Annotated in this window: 12 protein-coding genes, 1 tRNA gene and 1 pseudogene; 6 read left to right on the top strand and 8 right to left on the bottom strand. The window is 67.7% G+C overall.

Annotated features, from left to right (window positions below; genetic code table 11):
• The first annotated feature begins 123 nt into the window (after positions 1 to 123).
• Positions 124 to 196, top strand: a tRNA-Arg gene (locus tag ACFYXS_RS38345).
• An 88-nt stretch (positions 197 to 284) separates the two neighbouring features.
• Here ACFYXS_RS38345 and ACFYXS_RS38350 read toward each other — a convergent pair.
• From ACFYXS_RS38350 to ACFYXS_RS38360, 3 genes are all read right to left on the bottom strand, one after another.
• Positions 285 to 587, bottom strand: coding sequence for a hypothetical protein (locus tag ACFYXS_RS38350; RefSeq protein WP_389256425.1), 303 nt, complete (start codon positions 585 to 587; stop codon positions 285 to 287).
• 85 nt (positions 588 to 672) lie between these two features.
• Positions 673 to 1725 carry a tyrosine-type recombinase/integrase gene (locus tag ACFYXS_RS38355; RefSeq protein ID WP_389256426.1) on the bottom strand — a complete coding sequence of 351 codons (1053 nt, stop codon included), beginning with the start codon at positions 1723 to 1725 and terminating at the stop codon, positions 673 to 675.
• 455 nt (positions 1726 to 2180) lie between these two features.
• A complete protein-coding gene (locus ACFYXS_RS38360; protein WP_319660242.1) occupies positions 2181 to 2717 on the bottom strand; it encodes a hypothetical protein in 537 nt (178 codons plus the stop codon).
• Positions 2718 to 3209: 492 nt separating this feature from the next.
• Here ACFYXS_RS38360 and ACFYXS_RS38365 point away from each other — a divergent pair, with 492 nt between their 5' ends.
• The gene (locus ACFYXS_RS38365; RefSeq protein WP_389256427.1) at positions 3210 to 3809 is read left to right on the top strand and encodes a hypothetical protein; all 600 of its coding nucleotides are present in this window, start codon (positions 3210 to 3212) and stop codon (positions 3807 to 3809) included.
• Positions 3810 to 4014: 205 nt separating this feature from the next.
• Here the strand turns inward: ACFYXS_RS38365 and ACFYXS_RS38370 are convergent, their stop codons facing one another.
• Together ACFYXS_RS38370 and ACFYXS_RS38375 are read right to left on the bottom strand one after the other, a co-directional pair.
• Positions 4015 to 4389, bottom strand: a complete 375-nt coding sequence (locus tag ACFYXS_RS38370) for a transcriptional regulator (RefSeq protein ID WP_389256428.1) — start codon at positions 4387 to 4389, stop codon at positions 4015 to 4017.
• Positions 4386 to 4766 carry a hypothetical protein gene (locus tag ACFYXS_RS38375; RefSeq protein ID WP_389256429.1) on the bottom strand — a complete coding sequence of 127 codons (381 nt, stop codon included), beginning with the start codon at positions 4764 to 4766 and terminating at the stop codon, positions 4386 to 4388. The genes ACFYXS_RS38370 and ACFYXS_RS38375 overlap by 4 nt, the downstream gene beginning before the upstream one ends.
• A gap of 1237 nt (positions 4767 to 6003) precedes the next feature.
• On the opposite strand from ACFYXS_RS38375, the gene ACFYXS_RS38380 reads away from it, so the two are divergent.
• Positions 6004 to 6990 carry a helix-turn-helix domain-containing protein gene (locus ACFYXS_RS38380; RefSeq protein WP_389256430.1) on the top strand — a complete coding sequence of 329 codons (987 nt, stop codon included), beginning with the start codon at positions 6004 to 6006 and terminating at the stop codon, positions 6988 to 6990.
• Positions 6991 to 8041: 1051 nt separating this feature from the next.
• On the opposite strand, the gene ACFYXS_RS38385 is transcribed toward ACFYXS_RS38380, so the two are convergent.
• A complete protein-coding gene (locus tag ACFYXS_RS38385) occupies positions 8042 to 10012 on the bottom strand; it encodes a SpoIIE family protein phosphatase (protein ID WP_389256431.1) in 1971 nt (656 codons plus the stop codon).
• 371 nt (positions 10013 to 10383) lie between these two features.
• Positions 10384 to 10583: pseudogene (locus ACFYXS_RS38390) on the bottom strand (transposase); the annotation flags it as partial.
• A gap of 350 nt (positions 10584 to 10933) precedes the next feature.
• Here ACFYXS_RS38390 and ACFYXS_RS38395 point away from each other — a divergent pair.
• From ACFYXS_RS38395 to ACFYXS_RS38405, 3 genes are all read left to right on the top strand, one after another.
• Entirely contained in the window at positions 10934 to 11467 is a 534-nt protein-coding gene (locus ACFYXS_RS38395) for a SigE family RNA polymerase sigma factor (protein WP_389256432.1), read from the top strand.
• Between the two features lie 21 nt (positions 11468 to 11488).
• Complete coding sequence (locus ACFYXS_RS38400; protein WP_389256433.1) at positions 11489 to 12337, top strand: hypothetical protein; 849 nt, start codon at positions 11489 to 11491, stop codon at positions 12335 to 12337.
• A 242-nt stretch (positions 12338 to 12579) separates the two neighbouring features.
• Complete coding sequence (locus ACFYXS_RS38405) at positions 12580 to 13539, top strand: helix-turn-helix domain-containing protein (RefSeq protein ID WP_389256434.1); 960 nt, start codon at positions 12580 to 12582, stop codon at positions 13537 to 13539.
• Between the two features lie 24 nt (positions 13540 to 13563).
• Here ACFYXS_RS38405 and ACFYXS_RS38410 read toward each other — a convergent pair whose 3' ends face one another.
• Positions 13564 to 14556, bottom strand: coding sequence for an MBL fold metallo-hydrolase (locus ACFYXS_RS38410; protein WP_389256436.1), 993 nt, complete (start codon positions 14554 to 14556; stop codon positions 13564 to 13566).
• Positions 14557 to 14739 lie beyond the last annotated feature (183 nt).

Here is a 14739-nt window from a genome sequence, read left to right on the forward strand (position 1 = left end):
CATCACCGTTCACCGCAGTCCAAGTGCACGTCCGCACCGCCTTGCCCCCGATCCGCTACCCTGTCCTGGGCTGCCCTCCGGGGCAGCAACACCCTGCCGGGACCCTGTCCCACGCCGGGCGTGGCCTCAGTAGCTCAGGGGATAGAGCACCGCTCTCCTAAAGCGGGTGTCGCAGGTTCGAATCCTGCCTGGGGCACGTAGTGAAGGGCCAGTTCAGGGCGTGGTTGCCTCGAACTGGCCCTTTCACGTGATCACGGCCGTGCCACTCACGTGCCACAAGGCCGCTAGGCGATCGACGCCCCCGGCGCCAGTTCGAGTCCGGCGGCGCGCAGGAAGTCGGAGAGGCTGATGATGCCGTCGTCAGTTTCGTCGTCCCACTGAACCAGAAGCTCCGAGCGGCCTTCGTTCCAGGATTCAGCGGTCCAGGTGTCGGTGTCAGGTCCGGGATGCCGCTCGACGCTGCCCTCACCGTGGCGGTAGTGCAAGTAGAGGTAGTAGCCGCCGACAGTCCAGGCGTCCCACTGTGACGGGTAGCCGTGACACGTCTGTACGACCCGTGCCAGCAATCGTTCCGCTTCTCCGGTCATTCGGCGATGTTCGTCCAGTGTCCACGAGCTCAGCAAGGCATTTGCGGCCGTTGGCAGTCCTCGCGCAACGGGGGTACCCAAGCGCCTAAGCCTCATCGCCCCGGGCCCTACGGATCATCGAGCCGAGCCGATCGGCGATCTCGCGATCACGGCCGTTGACCATGTGCTGATAGATCAGCGCGGCACGCGGCGTGCTGTGGCCCATCCTGGTCATCAGCTCCCGCAGGCTCGCACCGGATGCGGCCAGGGTGTTCCCCGTGTGCCGCAGATCGTGGAAGTGCACGTCTGCCGTGATGCCCGCCTTGGTCCGGGCGCGGATCCAGTCGTCCCGGAAGTTGCTCCGGCGCAGTTGCCCACCCTGGGGGCCGAGGAAGACGTGACCGTCCCGGCCGGGCCCGGCGTAGGTGTCGAGGTGCCGCTGGACGTCCGGCAGCAGTTCACTCGGGAAGGCCACCGGCCGGATACCCGCATCGGACTTCGGTGCCTTGTCGAAGAGGGCTCCGGTCTGCATCTCTGCCTGCGAGCGTCGGACCATGAGCGCGGCCTGAGCCGTGTCGACGTCCCGCCGGCGGAGTGAGGCCAGCTCTCCGAAGCGCAGCCCGGTGAATGCGGCCAGGAGGATCAGCAGCCGGTATCGCGAGCCCATCGCGTCAGCCACGGCGTACACCTCGCCCACGGTGAGGACCGGCCGCTCCGGCACGTCGTACCGGTCAGCTCCCTTGACCCGGCACGGGTTGCGCCGGATCAGTTCGTCGTCCACGGCCGTGTTCAGGATCGCCCGTAAGACCTGGTAGGCCTTGACCACGGTCGGCTCACCGGTGCGGGTCAGGCACGCCGTTCGCCAGGCCCGCACCTGAGCTGTCGTGATCGAGGCCAACGGCCTGTCACCAAAGGTGGGCAGCAGATGCAGCCGGACCACCGATTCGTGGCGCTCCCGCGTACGAGCAGCCATCTTCCGGTCGTTCAGCCATGCGACGGCGTAGTCACCGAAGCTGACCTTGCCCGCATCCGGATCAGACCACTGGCCGCGGGTGATGTCCGCCTCGATGTGGGTCAGCGCGACTTCCGCATCCGTCTTGGTCGCGTACGTCTCCTCTGCGCTGCGCAGCTGCGCCGTTTCCGGGTCGCGGTATCTCACCTGCCACCGGCCCGACTTGAGCTGCCGTACCGAGCCGAAGCGGCGGCGCCAATGAAAACGGCCGTCTCAGCGACGAGGAGTTCGAGTACTTCAAGGCTCTCCTGCGCCGCTTCTGTGCACACGACCTCGACCAGTGGGCGGCATGGAAGGTCAAGACGGACACGGGACATGTGGCCTACGTAAAGATCCAGTGGGGCGAGATGCTCGACGAGGACGACGAAGTCTTTCGGTTCATCTGACTGGGGCCGCCGTGGGGCCGTGCGAGAGTGGCCAACGGTGACAGGAGACGACAGCGGCCGACAACTATCCCGCAGGTCAGGGAGCCGGCCGCTGTCGTGTGTGCTGGTCAGCGGGCGGCCGTGTCACTTCCAGAAGAACTGACTGGTGGATGACCTCCGGGCGGTCCGAAGGAGGTCTGCCGGGTGCCGGCCGTAGGGGCTGCGAGCAAATGACGGTCACAGGCGGCGGTCCGGGCCCGCTTCCAGGACCTCTCGGATTGCTCGCTTGCGGGGGAAGAGTGCGCGTGAGCCGTACCGGTGGCCGCTCAGCTTTTGGATGACTGCGGTGAGCCACTCGGGGTCGCCGAGCTGCGCGACTCGGCCGCTGGTCGATACCTCGTCGAGTAGCTTGCAAGCTGCGGTGATCTCACGCCGGGGGTACCGGTAGGCATGGTGGGTGAAGTTCGCGCTCCACTCTTCATAGGGACAGCGCGCAAGCCCCCCGATGGAAGCGGGGAGCCCCACGTGCTCGGTCGGCTGGCCAAGCCAAGACAGGATCACCGCAACCTTCCGCAGCCTCTTCGAGTGGTCGCGCCGGTGAGGCTGGACGTCGAGCGCGATGTCCATCACGCGCGCCCACGGAATCTGCTGAGCCTCGACGCCCTCCACCCATTGCGAGAAACCGTCCCCCCTCAGCCTTACATGGTCCCCAGCGGGATCACCGATCACCCACTCCCCGTCGGTGAACGCAAGGGGTCCGAGTCGATCGGGCATGTTCTGGTCCTTCGTTCCGCAGCGCCGTCCAGCGCCGCCCGAAGAATGATGCATGACGCGTTTCGCGGGCTATCTGCCGGGGCGCTGCGCGTCAGACGGGTGCCGGTTCGCATCGACGTGCCGCAGCCGTGCCAGATACGACGGGGCCGAGCGGGGAATGGCGGGGAACCACGGACAGCATCCGGCGTTCGTCCAGGTCCACGTCGGTGCAGCTCAGGGGCTATCCGGAGCCTCAGTCTTCCAAACTGGTGCCATGCCGCATGTGCAGCAGCCGGCTACGGCAGGGCCGCAAACCGAAGAACTGGCCCGCAAGCGAATCGTGTCCGAGGTCTGGTCTAGGTTTTGCCTGTGAACCAAAGCCGTTCCAACGCCGGGGCGCCCCGCGGGTCTGACTTGCCGCCGTACCAGGTAGTCCTGGCAGAGACTGATTGGGGTTCGCTCGAGACGCCTTTCGGGGATGGTGAGGACCTTCCTAAGGTTCTGACGCAACTTTTGGAGCCCGATCCCAAGGTCCAGGTCACGGCTTTGCGGGAGCTGGGTGAGATGGTCGGCCACCAGAACACTATTTACGAAGCCACCGCCCCCGCCGCCATGTACGTCGCCGGCATCCTCACCCACCCGGCGGCCATGACGCGACGGCCCTATCGCGACATCCCCATCCGCGCGGCGTTGTTGGGTTGGCTGGCTTCCACGCTTCAGGACGCCTCCGACGAGATCGTCGCCCGCAACGAGGAGTACCGGCCAGGCTTCGCCCCGGACACCACTATGGCGGCCTTCCGGGAATTGCGTCCGATGCTCTATCGGGCCGTCGCGCCCTTCCTGCAGGACAGCCACGAGAACGTGCGCGAAGCCGCCGTCATGGCCGCGCTCATCCTCGCCGAACACCCCGCGCTCGCCGAGCACCGTGATCACCTCGCCGGGCACGCGCGCCGCATCCTGGACACCAGCAGCTACGAGCCCAACCGGCGCGGCGCGTGGAGGGCCCTCGAAGCATGGGGCCACCATCCGCCCGGCCCGGAGCCTCTCTTGGAGGAGGCCGAGGACTGGGGGCCGCACAGCGATGGCCGCGGTGATCTCGAACCTCCCTTCTGACCGATATGCGCACGGCACACCTGCAGACCATGGCAGCAGGTGAGAGACACACCAACCCAAGGTCTCGCGTGCCACATCCGTGCCAGAACGAGCGGGGTCCCACGGGGAATGGAAGTGCGCCAGGGTGCGTGCTGCCGGACTCCACCCAGTGCATGGAAACCCAGGTCAGGACAAGGGCCGCCCCACCGCGCTCCTAAGGCGGTGCTCATATGTCGGGTGGGCCGATCACGGGGCCGGAGGCTTCCAGGCGGTGGACGAGTGCACGCAGGGCCCGGAGTTCGGCGTCCAGTGCCTGCGTTCCTTCGCGGGTGAGGGCGATCCACGTGCGGGGGCGCTTGCCGGCGTAGCCCTTCTCCAGGGTGATAAGGCCTGAGTCCTCCAGCACCTTCAGATGCCGGGAGAGGTTTCCGTCGGTGACGGCCAGTTGCTTCTTCAGGAAGCCGAACTCGACCCGGTCGGCTTCACGGGCGACGGTGAGGATGCCGAGCCGCACGCGCTGGTGGACGGTGTCGTCCAGCGCGTGGGTCGGATGCAGTCCTTCGTGGTCGTCGCGCGCGGCGGACGAGTCCTCGACGCTCATGAGGCGACGGTGCGCGTACCGGCAGCGCCCGAGGAAACCCGGCGGCGGACCGCCACTCGCTCCGCTAGACCGGCGAGGAGTAGGACGGCCGCAAGCAAGAGAGCCTTGACCTGCGGGCCGTCGGTCCAGGCGGGGTGGGTGGGGTGCTCCCAGGGGAGCCACCCGCTGCCCCAGGAGGCTCCCAGGTAGCCCGTGAGGAGCACGGCGTGAGCGGTGCCGGCCGCTGCGGCGATCCAACTGCGTTCGGCCATGCCGAGGGCGAGGAGTCCGATACCGACCAGGTACCACGGGGAGGCGTAGCTGTTCTCCAGCAGTGCGGCCTCCCACGGTTGGTTCCTGCCGAACAGCAGCATGACCAGGGCTGTCGTGATCGCCACGGTGGCTGCGGCAGTTGCGCGAATCCACACAGCACGGCGCGGGACGATGCCCCGAGTCTCGCCACGCCGGCGATACCAGCGCGCGAAGACAAACCATGCCACGGGGAGGAGCGCGAACCAGACGCCCCAGGCCGCGAAGCGCAGGACGGCGCCGTCGAACTCACCTTTCAAGCAGGGAGCTCCCGGCTCATGCACGACGCACAGGCCAGTCAGCTCGGCGTAGGCGAAGGCTGGATAGGACCCGATGTAGCGCCCATGGGCCCCAAAGTTGAAGGCGTACCGGGCGACCGGAGCGGCCGCCAGCGCCAGGAGACCGAAGCCGAGGAGGGGGACCCACGAGCCGTTCAGCTGCGTGCGGGCCCTGTCCCGCAGGCCTTCCGTCGCGGCCAACAGGCCAGCCGCGCGCGCCCTCGCCTCGGATTCCGCGCCGCTCGGTGCGGGTGTTCCCATGATGTCCCCCGGTGGTCGCGCTTCGGCAGCGCTGGAAATCGGATTGCCAGCTGGCCACCCGCTACCCACTAACTTTGCGATGCAAAGTACATGGCGGTCAAGAGCAAGTGCATGCCGACGGTCCCCCGACGGACCCCATGGGGGGGCAACCATGGTCACTGCAGCCAACCGGCCAGCCCCCATAGAGCGTCCATCCTGCATTCGCGGCTCCTGACGGCAGAAGATGACGGCACCGGGGCCATATGTACTCGGACCTTGGCGGTAGTAGGGGCCCGACTTGAGGCCGTGCCGCATGGCAACCCGGCAGCGCGCACAACCACGAACGAACTCCTAAAGCGGGTGTCGCAGGTTCGAATCCTGCCTGGGGCACAGCGTCTGACCTGCGTCAGAGCATCGAACGGGCCTCTCGGAGTGATCTCCGAGGGGCCGGTTCGACGTTCAAGGGGAACGCAAGGGGAACGCGTTGTTATGCGGCATCCCCCTGGGGAACCTCGGCAGCATCCCCTGCGAGGCCGCCGGGCCGTCCTTCCGGCTCCTGGGCGAGGTCCCGCTGCGCCGGCGACTTTCGCGGAAGCCTCGGCACGTTCGTCACCGGGCGGCTTGCCGGTGAATTCGCCCGGCGAGCGGCCCGCCCCCTCAACGGCGGCCCACCGGTGTACTGCAAGGCCAAGCGGAAATGAAAATGCACAATGCAACAAAACCTGCGAAAAAATGGGCCACTGGCCGCAGTAGCATGGAAAAAGCGCATGCTACGCAGGCTCCGTGACCGGTTCAGGAGGAAGCCCGCATGGCAGTTCGACTCGACGCCGCGTCGCTGGCTCCCGGTGATCGTGCGGACGCGATCCGTGAATTCTCGTGGTCCGTCAACGGCCGCATAGAAGTGGACCTTCCGCCGGACCCGAATCGCCAGCGGGCCTATGTGACCACCAACGCGCTGGGGTCGGTGGAGGTCTCGGAAATCGGCTGGAACGTGGCTCGCCTCCGCCGCGCCGCTGCTCCACCTGTAGATGAGGACTTGGTGCCGCACGTTCTCGTCAGTCTCCAGGAGGCGGGGGTCTCCTGGTTCCACCAGGGGGGCAGACAGGACGTGATACGGGCGGGAGACTTTTTGCTGCTGCAGAACGCGAAGCCCTACGAAGTCGTATTCCACGGCCCGGTGCGCACGGTTTTCGTGCGCGTTCCCACGCATGTCCTAGGGCTGCGGCCGTCTCTGCTCGACCAAGTCACGGCTGTGCGACTTGGTTCGGAGCCCACGGCCCTGAGTGCCGCAGCGGCGTTCTTCACCCGCCTGGCCCATGGTCAGGCCGATGTCGGTGAGGCTGAGGCCAGCCTGTTGACGGAGCCCTCCGTCGATCTGGTCAGGGCTGTGGTCACTTTGGTCCTGGGCCGGGACGACCTGGCCAGAGCGTCTCTGAACAGCACACTTCTTGTGCGTGTTCAGGAATACGTGCGCCTCCATTTGGCAGACCCAGACCTGACCGCCGAGCGTATCGCCGCCGAGCATGACGTTTCCGTACGCTGGCTCTACCTGACCCTGTCCCGAGCGGGTATCACCCTCGGTGAATGGATAAGGACGCAGCGCCTCGAGGAGTGCAAGAAAGAACTGGCCTCGCCAGTGCATCAGTTCATGACGATCGAGGCCATCGCCCACCGGTGGGGGTTCGCCAGCGCAGCCCACTTCAGTCGCGTTTTCAAGACCACGTACGGTGTCAGCCCCCGCGAGATGCGGTTGCAACACACGGCAGGAAGATCCGACTCCCACCAGCGTGACTGACGCCGCGCCTCACGCCGGCCTTCCGCGACCCGCGGGGTTCCCACACTCGGGACCTCGCCACGACACCGGTCTTCCGGGACTTCCAAGAGGCGGATCACACCCTGGGGCTCGGCCGCAACATGCAGCAGGCCATCAGCAAGGGCCTCATCGGCCGAGACCGAGGCCATCGCTGGTTCGCAAGCCTCTCCCAAGGGCCCTTCTACGCGTCGTTCACTCTGGTCAGCGTGATCTGCACCCGCTGATTCAGCCAGCCCTGATCGGCGCTTCGGCTCGGACTTCACTCACCATTTGATCGCGAACCTGCAGGTGGGCGCGGTCGACAACTGAATTGTCGGTGCCGGTGGTTCCGCGTCGAACGAAGCCATCGCGCAGCTCCGCGTCGTGCCACTCTCGTGCCGGAACGGTCGGGGAATCAGGGGGAATCGCGGTGCGCAGGGGGGAGGCGCCGCCCACTCCGTCCAAGGTGGGGAATCCACAGGTCAGGCCAGCGATCGCCCCACCTCGCCCCTAAAGAGGTGATCGCGGATCCTGGCGCGGTGCACCATGGAGCCATGCGATTCTTCGGCAGTCCAGCGACCGCACCCAGGATGCTGCTGCTCAACGAGGTGAGATTTGATCCGGATGGGATCTTCCGCCTCAACCGTCCTTTGATCCTCATGCCAGGAGACCGGGTCTCCATGGACGGAGATCGTCTTCTCGTGCAGCGGGCAAGCGGCCGAGAGGAGTGCCCGACTGCTGACCTCGCTCCATGGTGCTGGCGTTGGCAGCTGGTCTGACGGCCGTGCCCGCTGCGTGCCCGTTCCGGCGGGACATTACGGGGACTCACCGGGGACAAGGGCGCCAACCTCGCTCCGGACCAGGTCAGGGAGTTGCCAGGTCAGCGGCCATCCCCATACGGCATCTTCCAAACTGGGGCTCTGGGTGACTGGGGCCGGAGGGCCTTTCGCGGCCGGCTTGACTGATGCATCGAGAACAAGCCGCTCGCCGAAGAGCGCGAGGGGTGGTCTTGCAGTGGGGTCCGCATAGAGGGTGTGTGAGGACGCGGGCGCTGTCATGTGCGTCGGATGACCAGCACGGCCACGTCGTCGAGATGGTCTACCGCGACCGCGGCGTCGAGGATGCGGTCGGCGGTCTCCTCGGCGGTCAGTCCGTCGTGGAGGGCGCCGCCGGCCAGTGTTCCGGCTCGTTCCAGTCCGGCTTCCAAGGTGAGGCCTGGTCCTTCGACCACGCCGTCGGTGACCATGATCAGCGCGCGGTCCCTGTACAGGGTGAAGGTCTCCTCGCGGTACTCGGTGTCGGGCATGACTCCCAGGACCGGCCCGCCCGGCAGTTCGTGGATGCTGTGGCTGCCGTCCTTGTGCGCGCAGAGCACCGGTACGTGGCCGGCGCTGGCGCCGGTGACCTGTCCGTCGTGGGGGTCGATATGCAGCATGGTGCAGCTGGCGAATCGTGCCGCGTCCATCGTGACGAGAAGCTCGTTGGTGCGCGTCAGCACGGTTGCGGGATCCGGTTCGTGGGCGGCGATCGTGCGCATGGAGGCGCGTACCTGTCCCATGGCTACGGCGGCGTCCACGTCGTGCCCCTGGGCGTCGCCGATCTCCAGGGCGACCGCGCCGTCGGGCAGCATGAAGGCGTCGTACCAGTCTCCGCCGATATCCAGCCCGTCCCGGCTGGGTCGGTAGCGGGCGGCGACCTCCAGACCCGCCATGTGTTCGGGCAGCGTGGGGAGCATGGTCTTCTGGACGGCCGTCGCCAGCTCGACTCGCGCCTGCTGCAACCTGATGCGCCTCAGTGCCTGTCCCGCCAGGTCGGCCAGAGTGCCCATGAGGGTCTGCTGATCCAGGGACGGCCGGTATCCGCTGCCGTAGAGCACCAGCCACGCCCCGAGCGGTTGATTGCCGGTTTCGCTGAGGGGGGTGATGGAGACGGCGTAGTCGGACCCGAGCCGGCCGACCCGCGGAAACTCTGCCCCGTGTGGCCAGCGGTGTTCGTAATCCTTCCGGTCGGGAATGAACTGCGGCTTCCCGGTGCGGATCGCCTCGGGCAGGGCGCTCGGATGGTTCAGCGGCAGGCCGTGCAGGGCTGCGACCTCCCACATGGCTATCCCGCCATCGGTGGAGACCCGCAGGCGGCCTTCGTCGACGAATGCAAGCAGAGCGCCAGAGGCGCCGAACGTTGCGGCGAGCCGTGTCAGGGCGACCTGCTGCAGTTCCTGCTCCGAGGCCGCGGTGATCAAGGCGGAGGAGAAGTCGGCGATGTCTTTGGCGCGTTGTCGCTCGGCAGCCAGTGCCGCCTGTGCCCTCTTCTTGCGGTTCTCCTGTTTGGTGTCGTCGCGGATCACCCCGAAGATCCTCTCGGGGCCGTCATGCCCCAACTGGATCCGACGGGTCTGAGCCGCCAGTTGGTGCCAGCCCTCGTGCTGGGGGAGGTACCGCAGCCTCACCCAGGGAGACTGCTGCGTGGAGGCCGAGCGGAGGAGCTGCCGCAAGGTCTCCCGGTCGTCAGGGTGCACTGCCGAGATCACCCTGGTAAGCGACACACTGGGTTCCGGGAAGAGCGCGGCCACGGCGGGTGCGCCGCCGAGCCATTCCAGCCGGCGCCCCTGGGGTGAATACATCCACAGGCCGAGGTCGGCGGCCGCGGTGGCCATCCGGAACGGGATCAGCAGGCTGGCCAGGTCGTTTCGCGCATCCAGTTCGTGTACCCAGACCAGCTGCTCGTCACCGGTGGGATCCTCGACCGGCCGCGCCTCGATCAAAGAGGCAACGGGTGCTCCGGCGCGCCCAGGGAACTCCAGCACCTGCATGGCGACCGCCCTCGCCCTGGCGGCGTGGAGCACGAGACTGTCGGCCGACATCCGCTGGCTTGCCGGCCACAGATCACCGAAGTAGCGTCCCAGGCACTGCTCCGCCGGTCCGCCCAACGCTGTGTTCATCGCGGCGTTGAGACCGCGGATGGCACCGTCCAGCGTCAACAGAGCTGCTGGTTCAGGCCCTCGAAGGAGATCATCCGAGGCGTCCATCTGTGGCTCCCTGACAAATACCGAAACGGGCTCTTTAGTAATGGTCGCGCAATTCGCTGCGACATGTCAGTCGAGAGTGCGTTTGGCCGCCTACGCCGAGTGACGACGGCAGGGAACCCGCTGGAACGATGGACGGCCGCCTGCCAAGAGGGGTCGACGCAGCTCGGTTGCGGTACAGCAGCGAAGTACAGCAACCACAGCCAATCGGCCCCGCCCGGTAGCGGCCTCGAAAGGGTCTGCCGCAGGTTTGGGTGACAGGTTGACCTGCCCCACGGTTTGGGTTCCAGCTGTGGTGGCCGACTGGCGGCAGGGATGGTGTCTTGTTCGGAGAGTAGCTCGTACTCGATCGGGGCGCGGCAGCCCAGTGCTGAGCGGCGTCGCGCCGCTCGCAACTCTGCGGATTCCGCCGAGACCCTGCCGGGGCGCCCGCCGTTGTCGATATCGACCTGGCGCAACCACTTCACGTGACCGGATGGATGCCGAGGTCAACGGCGGTCTGTTTCTGTTCCTTTCCTGCCCGCACCAACGCGACGGCGCGGGCGCGGAACTCAGCGGGGTAGGTGCGGGGGATGTCCGGCAACTGCCCATCAGCGCATAGGGCGTGAGGCTGTCTCAGCAGCTGGCATCAAGGGCTACGAACAGTCCCCAACTGAGGGACCGCAGGCGGAGCGACGAAAACAGGCCGGTCAGAAGCTGAATCCCCTCGAACTGGTCCCTTCTCGTGATCACGGCCGTGCCGGACCGTCTGCATGACGGCAGAGGCCCGTTCTCTCTCCCCGGCGGGGCGCACCCGCCCGCGTGGTCCGGGGCCGGGGTGCGTGTCAGGGGACGCACATTCGGTTTCAACCTTTGGTGGCCGGCAGCGCTCTGAAGAGGGGTGACAGGGCAGGGCCCCGTGACAGGGCCCGGAAAGGAGAGCAGATGCCGGACAACGGCCGGGGCTCCGGAGCACCGGAGGGATCCCAAGGGCCAGGGAGCTTCGAAGCCTTCGCCCAGGCGAGCCAGAGACGGCTGTACCGGACGGCGTACCTGCTGTGCGGGGACGCGGACACGGCTCGGGACCTGACGCAGACCACGCTCGCCAAGATGTTCCAGCACTGGCGGCGGGCAAGCGCCGCCGACCACATCGAGGCCTACGCCAGGACCGTCATGGCCCGCACGTACCTGGCCGAGCGGCGGCGTCGGCTGCGGGACCTGCTGGCGCATGCCCGTCCCGACCCCCGGCCCGCGCCGGACTACGCCGATCTGCGGGTGACCCTGCTGTCGGCACTGGCCGAACTGCCGCCCAGGGCCCGGGCCATGGTCGTACTGCGGTACTGGGAGGACCAAAGCGTCGAGTCGGTCGCCGAGCTCTTGAAATGCAGCGAGTCCACGGTCAAGAGCCAGTGCTCACGCTCCCTGGCGAAGCTGCGTGCCCAACTGGGCGAAGCCCACATCTACGCCACGAGGAGCTGAGGGACTTCCATGGGAGACGACATGCCAGAAGAGGACGGCCGGAACGCCCTGCTGGTCAGGGGCGCGATGGAACGCACGCTGGCGGACCTGCCCCCCGTCCACGACCTGGTGCCCGCCGCGGTCGCCCAGGGCCGGCGTCGCAGAGCACGTACCCGTGTCCTTGCCGCCGCCGGGGTCGCCTGCGCCGTGGCGGCAGTGGTGTTCGGCTCCGTGACGTTGCCGGCCGGGAGCGGCGGCCGTACGACCGTCCGCCCTGCCGCGAGCGGGACACCCGCCCCGCGCGAGTCGTCGGAGACGTACCGGACGCCGGTCCATATCGAGCCCACCAGTGACGGCGAGGAGACCATGGCCGATCTGCCGTCCGCCGAGCGCGCGCGGCGGGAGGACTTCCAGCAGCAGGCGGCCGCGCTCCTCGACAAGCTGCTGCCGAAGGCGGTCGGCCTGATCCGGCCGGTCGACCTCGAGGTGCGACGGTACGAGGGGCAGGCCGAGGACGGCAGGGTGTTTCCCGTCATCTTCTCCGTACGGCCGTCCGACGACGGATCCGGGGGGAGGCCGCCCTGCACGGACGCGCCCGGCGGCCTCAAGGGCGGAAGCTGCGAGCGAGCCACGCTGCCGGGCGGCATCGAGGCGGCCTCGTACCGTCTGCGGGTCAACTCGGCGGAAACCACCAGTACCACGGTCTATTTCTCGTACGGGGACAGCGACGTCGCACTCGCCGTCTATCCGGACGACGACGCCGCGGTCTCCGCCCCGGTCACCAACAAGGAACTGCTGGCAGTCGTCGGCGACTCCCGCTTCCTCGACCTGGTCCGATACGCCGACGAGAACCCGATGCAGGAGAGGCAGGCTTCCATCGCCGGCGGCTGAAGGCGACAGCAGTGCTGGTGCTTTGCCGCTCGACGGCAGGACGCGGCGGCAGCGGAGCCGTACGCATGAGGACGGTGGCGGGGGGACTGCCCTTCACGTGTCGGCAGACACAGCGCAGCCCTCTCTCACGGAAATAAAGTTTCACAATACGGCAAAAGCCGCAAACATGAGTATTCGCCGCAGTACCGTGGAGGCCTGCCCCCGCAACGCACGCTCCGTGACCGGTTCAGGAGGAAGCCCGCATGGCAGATCGACTCGACGTGGCGGCGCTGCCTCCCGGCGACCGCGCGGACGCAATCCGTGAATTCTCGTGGTCCATCAACGGCCGCATAGAGGTGGACCTTCCACCGGACCCGAGGCACCTGAGGGCCCATGCGACCACCCGCACGGTGGGGCCGGTGAAGGTCTCGGAAATCGGCTGGAACGTGGCCCGCCTCCGCCGTGCCACAGCCCTGGTGGACGAGGACGTGGTGCCGCACGTGCTCGTCCATCTCCAGGAAGCGGGGATCTCCTGGTTCCACCAGGGGGACAGGCAGGGTGTGACACGGGCGGGAGATCTCGCCGTGGTCGAGAACGCGAAGCCCTTTGAGGTCTTTTTCGACGGCCCGATGCATTCGGTGCTCGTGCGCGTTCCCACGCACGTCCTGGGGCTACGGCAGTCCCTTCTCGACCAGGTCACAGCCGTGCGACTCAGTTCGGAGCGCCCGGTCGTGGGTGCCACCGTCGCGTTCTTCTCCCGGCTGGCCCGTGATCAGGCCGCTGTCGGCCAGACCGAGACCGCCCTGCTCGCGGAGCCCTGTGTCGACCTGATCAGGGCTGTGGTCACCATCGCCCTGGGGCGGGACGACCTGGCCGGAGGGCCCCTGAGCAGCACACTCCTTCAGCGTGTTCAGGAATACGTCCGCCTCCATCTGGCAGAACCCGACCTGACTGCCGCACGTATCGCAGCCGAGCATCAGGTGTCCGTACGCCAGATCTACCTGACCCTGTCCCGGGCGGGAATCACCCTCGGCGAATGGATAAGGACACAGCGCCTCGAAGAGTGCAAGAGGGAACTGGCTTCGCCGGCACATCAGTTCATGACGATCGAGGCGATCGCCCACCGGTGGGGCTTCGCCAGCGCACCGCACTTCAGTCGCGCTTTCAAGGCGGCGTACGGTGTGAGCCCCCGCGAGTTGCGGTTGCGAAACGCGGCGGCGTGAGCGGACTGTCGCCGGCCGGGAACGTCAGGCGGGCGCGCCCTCAAGGTGCAGCGAGGTACCGGACGAGCTCGGCACCCAGGCCGCCGGGAGCGCGGCAGCCAGTGCGTGCTGCGCACGCCAGCCTGTGCAGTGGCCGGGAACGACCAGGCTCGGCGCGAACTGCGCCAGCGCGGTGACGGTCGGCGGGATGACCGGTTCGAATGCCGCCCCGCTCAGATGCAGTCCGCCGACGAGGGCATGGAGCCGGTCGACCCGGGTGAGGCGCAGGGCGTGTCGAACGATGTTGACCGCGCCGGCGTGGCCGCAGCCGGTCAGCACGACCAGTCCGTGCCCCCGGAGGTTCACGACGAGAGCCTGGTCGTCGATGACCTTCGCGTCGTGGGCCCACCGCTCGCCCGTCCACGCCTCGTGACTGGGCGGCATGCCCCGCTCGAACTCGGTCGTCCTGTCGACTTCACCGGTGATCAGTACGCTCTCGTCGAGGAGCAGGGAGGGGACGCGCCGTTCCACCACGTCGAATCCCTCCTGGCGCAGGGCCTTCTTGCTGACCGTGGGCAGCGGCTCGATCCCCGGCCCCGGGAGCACCATGCGACGGCGGGTCCACACCCCGGGATGTACGAGCATCGGCATGGTCGAGGCACTCCGGCGTCCCGCGAGCCCGGCGAGACCTCCGGCATGGTCGAAGTGGCCGTGACTGAGCACGACCGCTCGGAGATCGTCGAAGCGCACTCCGAGCCGGTCGGCGTTGACGACCATCCCTGTCGGCGAGAGCCCGGTGTCGAACAGCAGCGAGCTGCTGTTCCCGAGCCGCTTGATCGTGACCAGCGCGGAGAAACCGTGCTCGGCGACGAGGCCGACGAAAGTCTCCCCCTCCTCGAAGTGCGGTGCCGGCTTCGTGGCGACGCCGGCGGGGGCGCGGCGCGTGCGCTCGTCGCCGCCCAGCAGAGCGTCGTAGGTGTTGTCGACGAGGATCGTGATCTCGACCTCGTCGACCGGTTCGAGGCGAATGGGGTCCACCGCGGGCCCGAAGGCGGGACGAGGCCTGGCACTGGCTGCTTCGGCGGCGGTACCTGCGCTACGACACATGGGACCAGCCTTCCGCCGAATGCTTCGCCTTGTCCGTCGCCGACGAGCCGCCGCCCACGACTACGGGCGCGGACCCTGCTGGCATCGCACAACCACCACAGTGGCGCAGAGCGG

The sequence above is a fragment of the Streptomyces sp. NPDC002574 genome (assembly GCF_042889545.1).
Classification (GTDB): Bacteria; Actinomycetota; Actinomycetes; order Streptomycetales; family Streptomycetaceae; genus Actinacidiphila.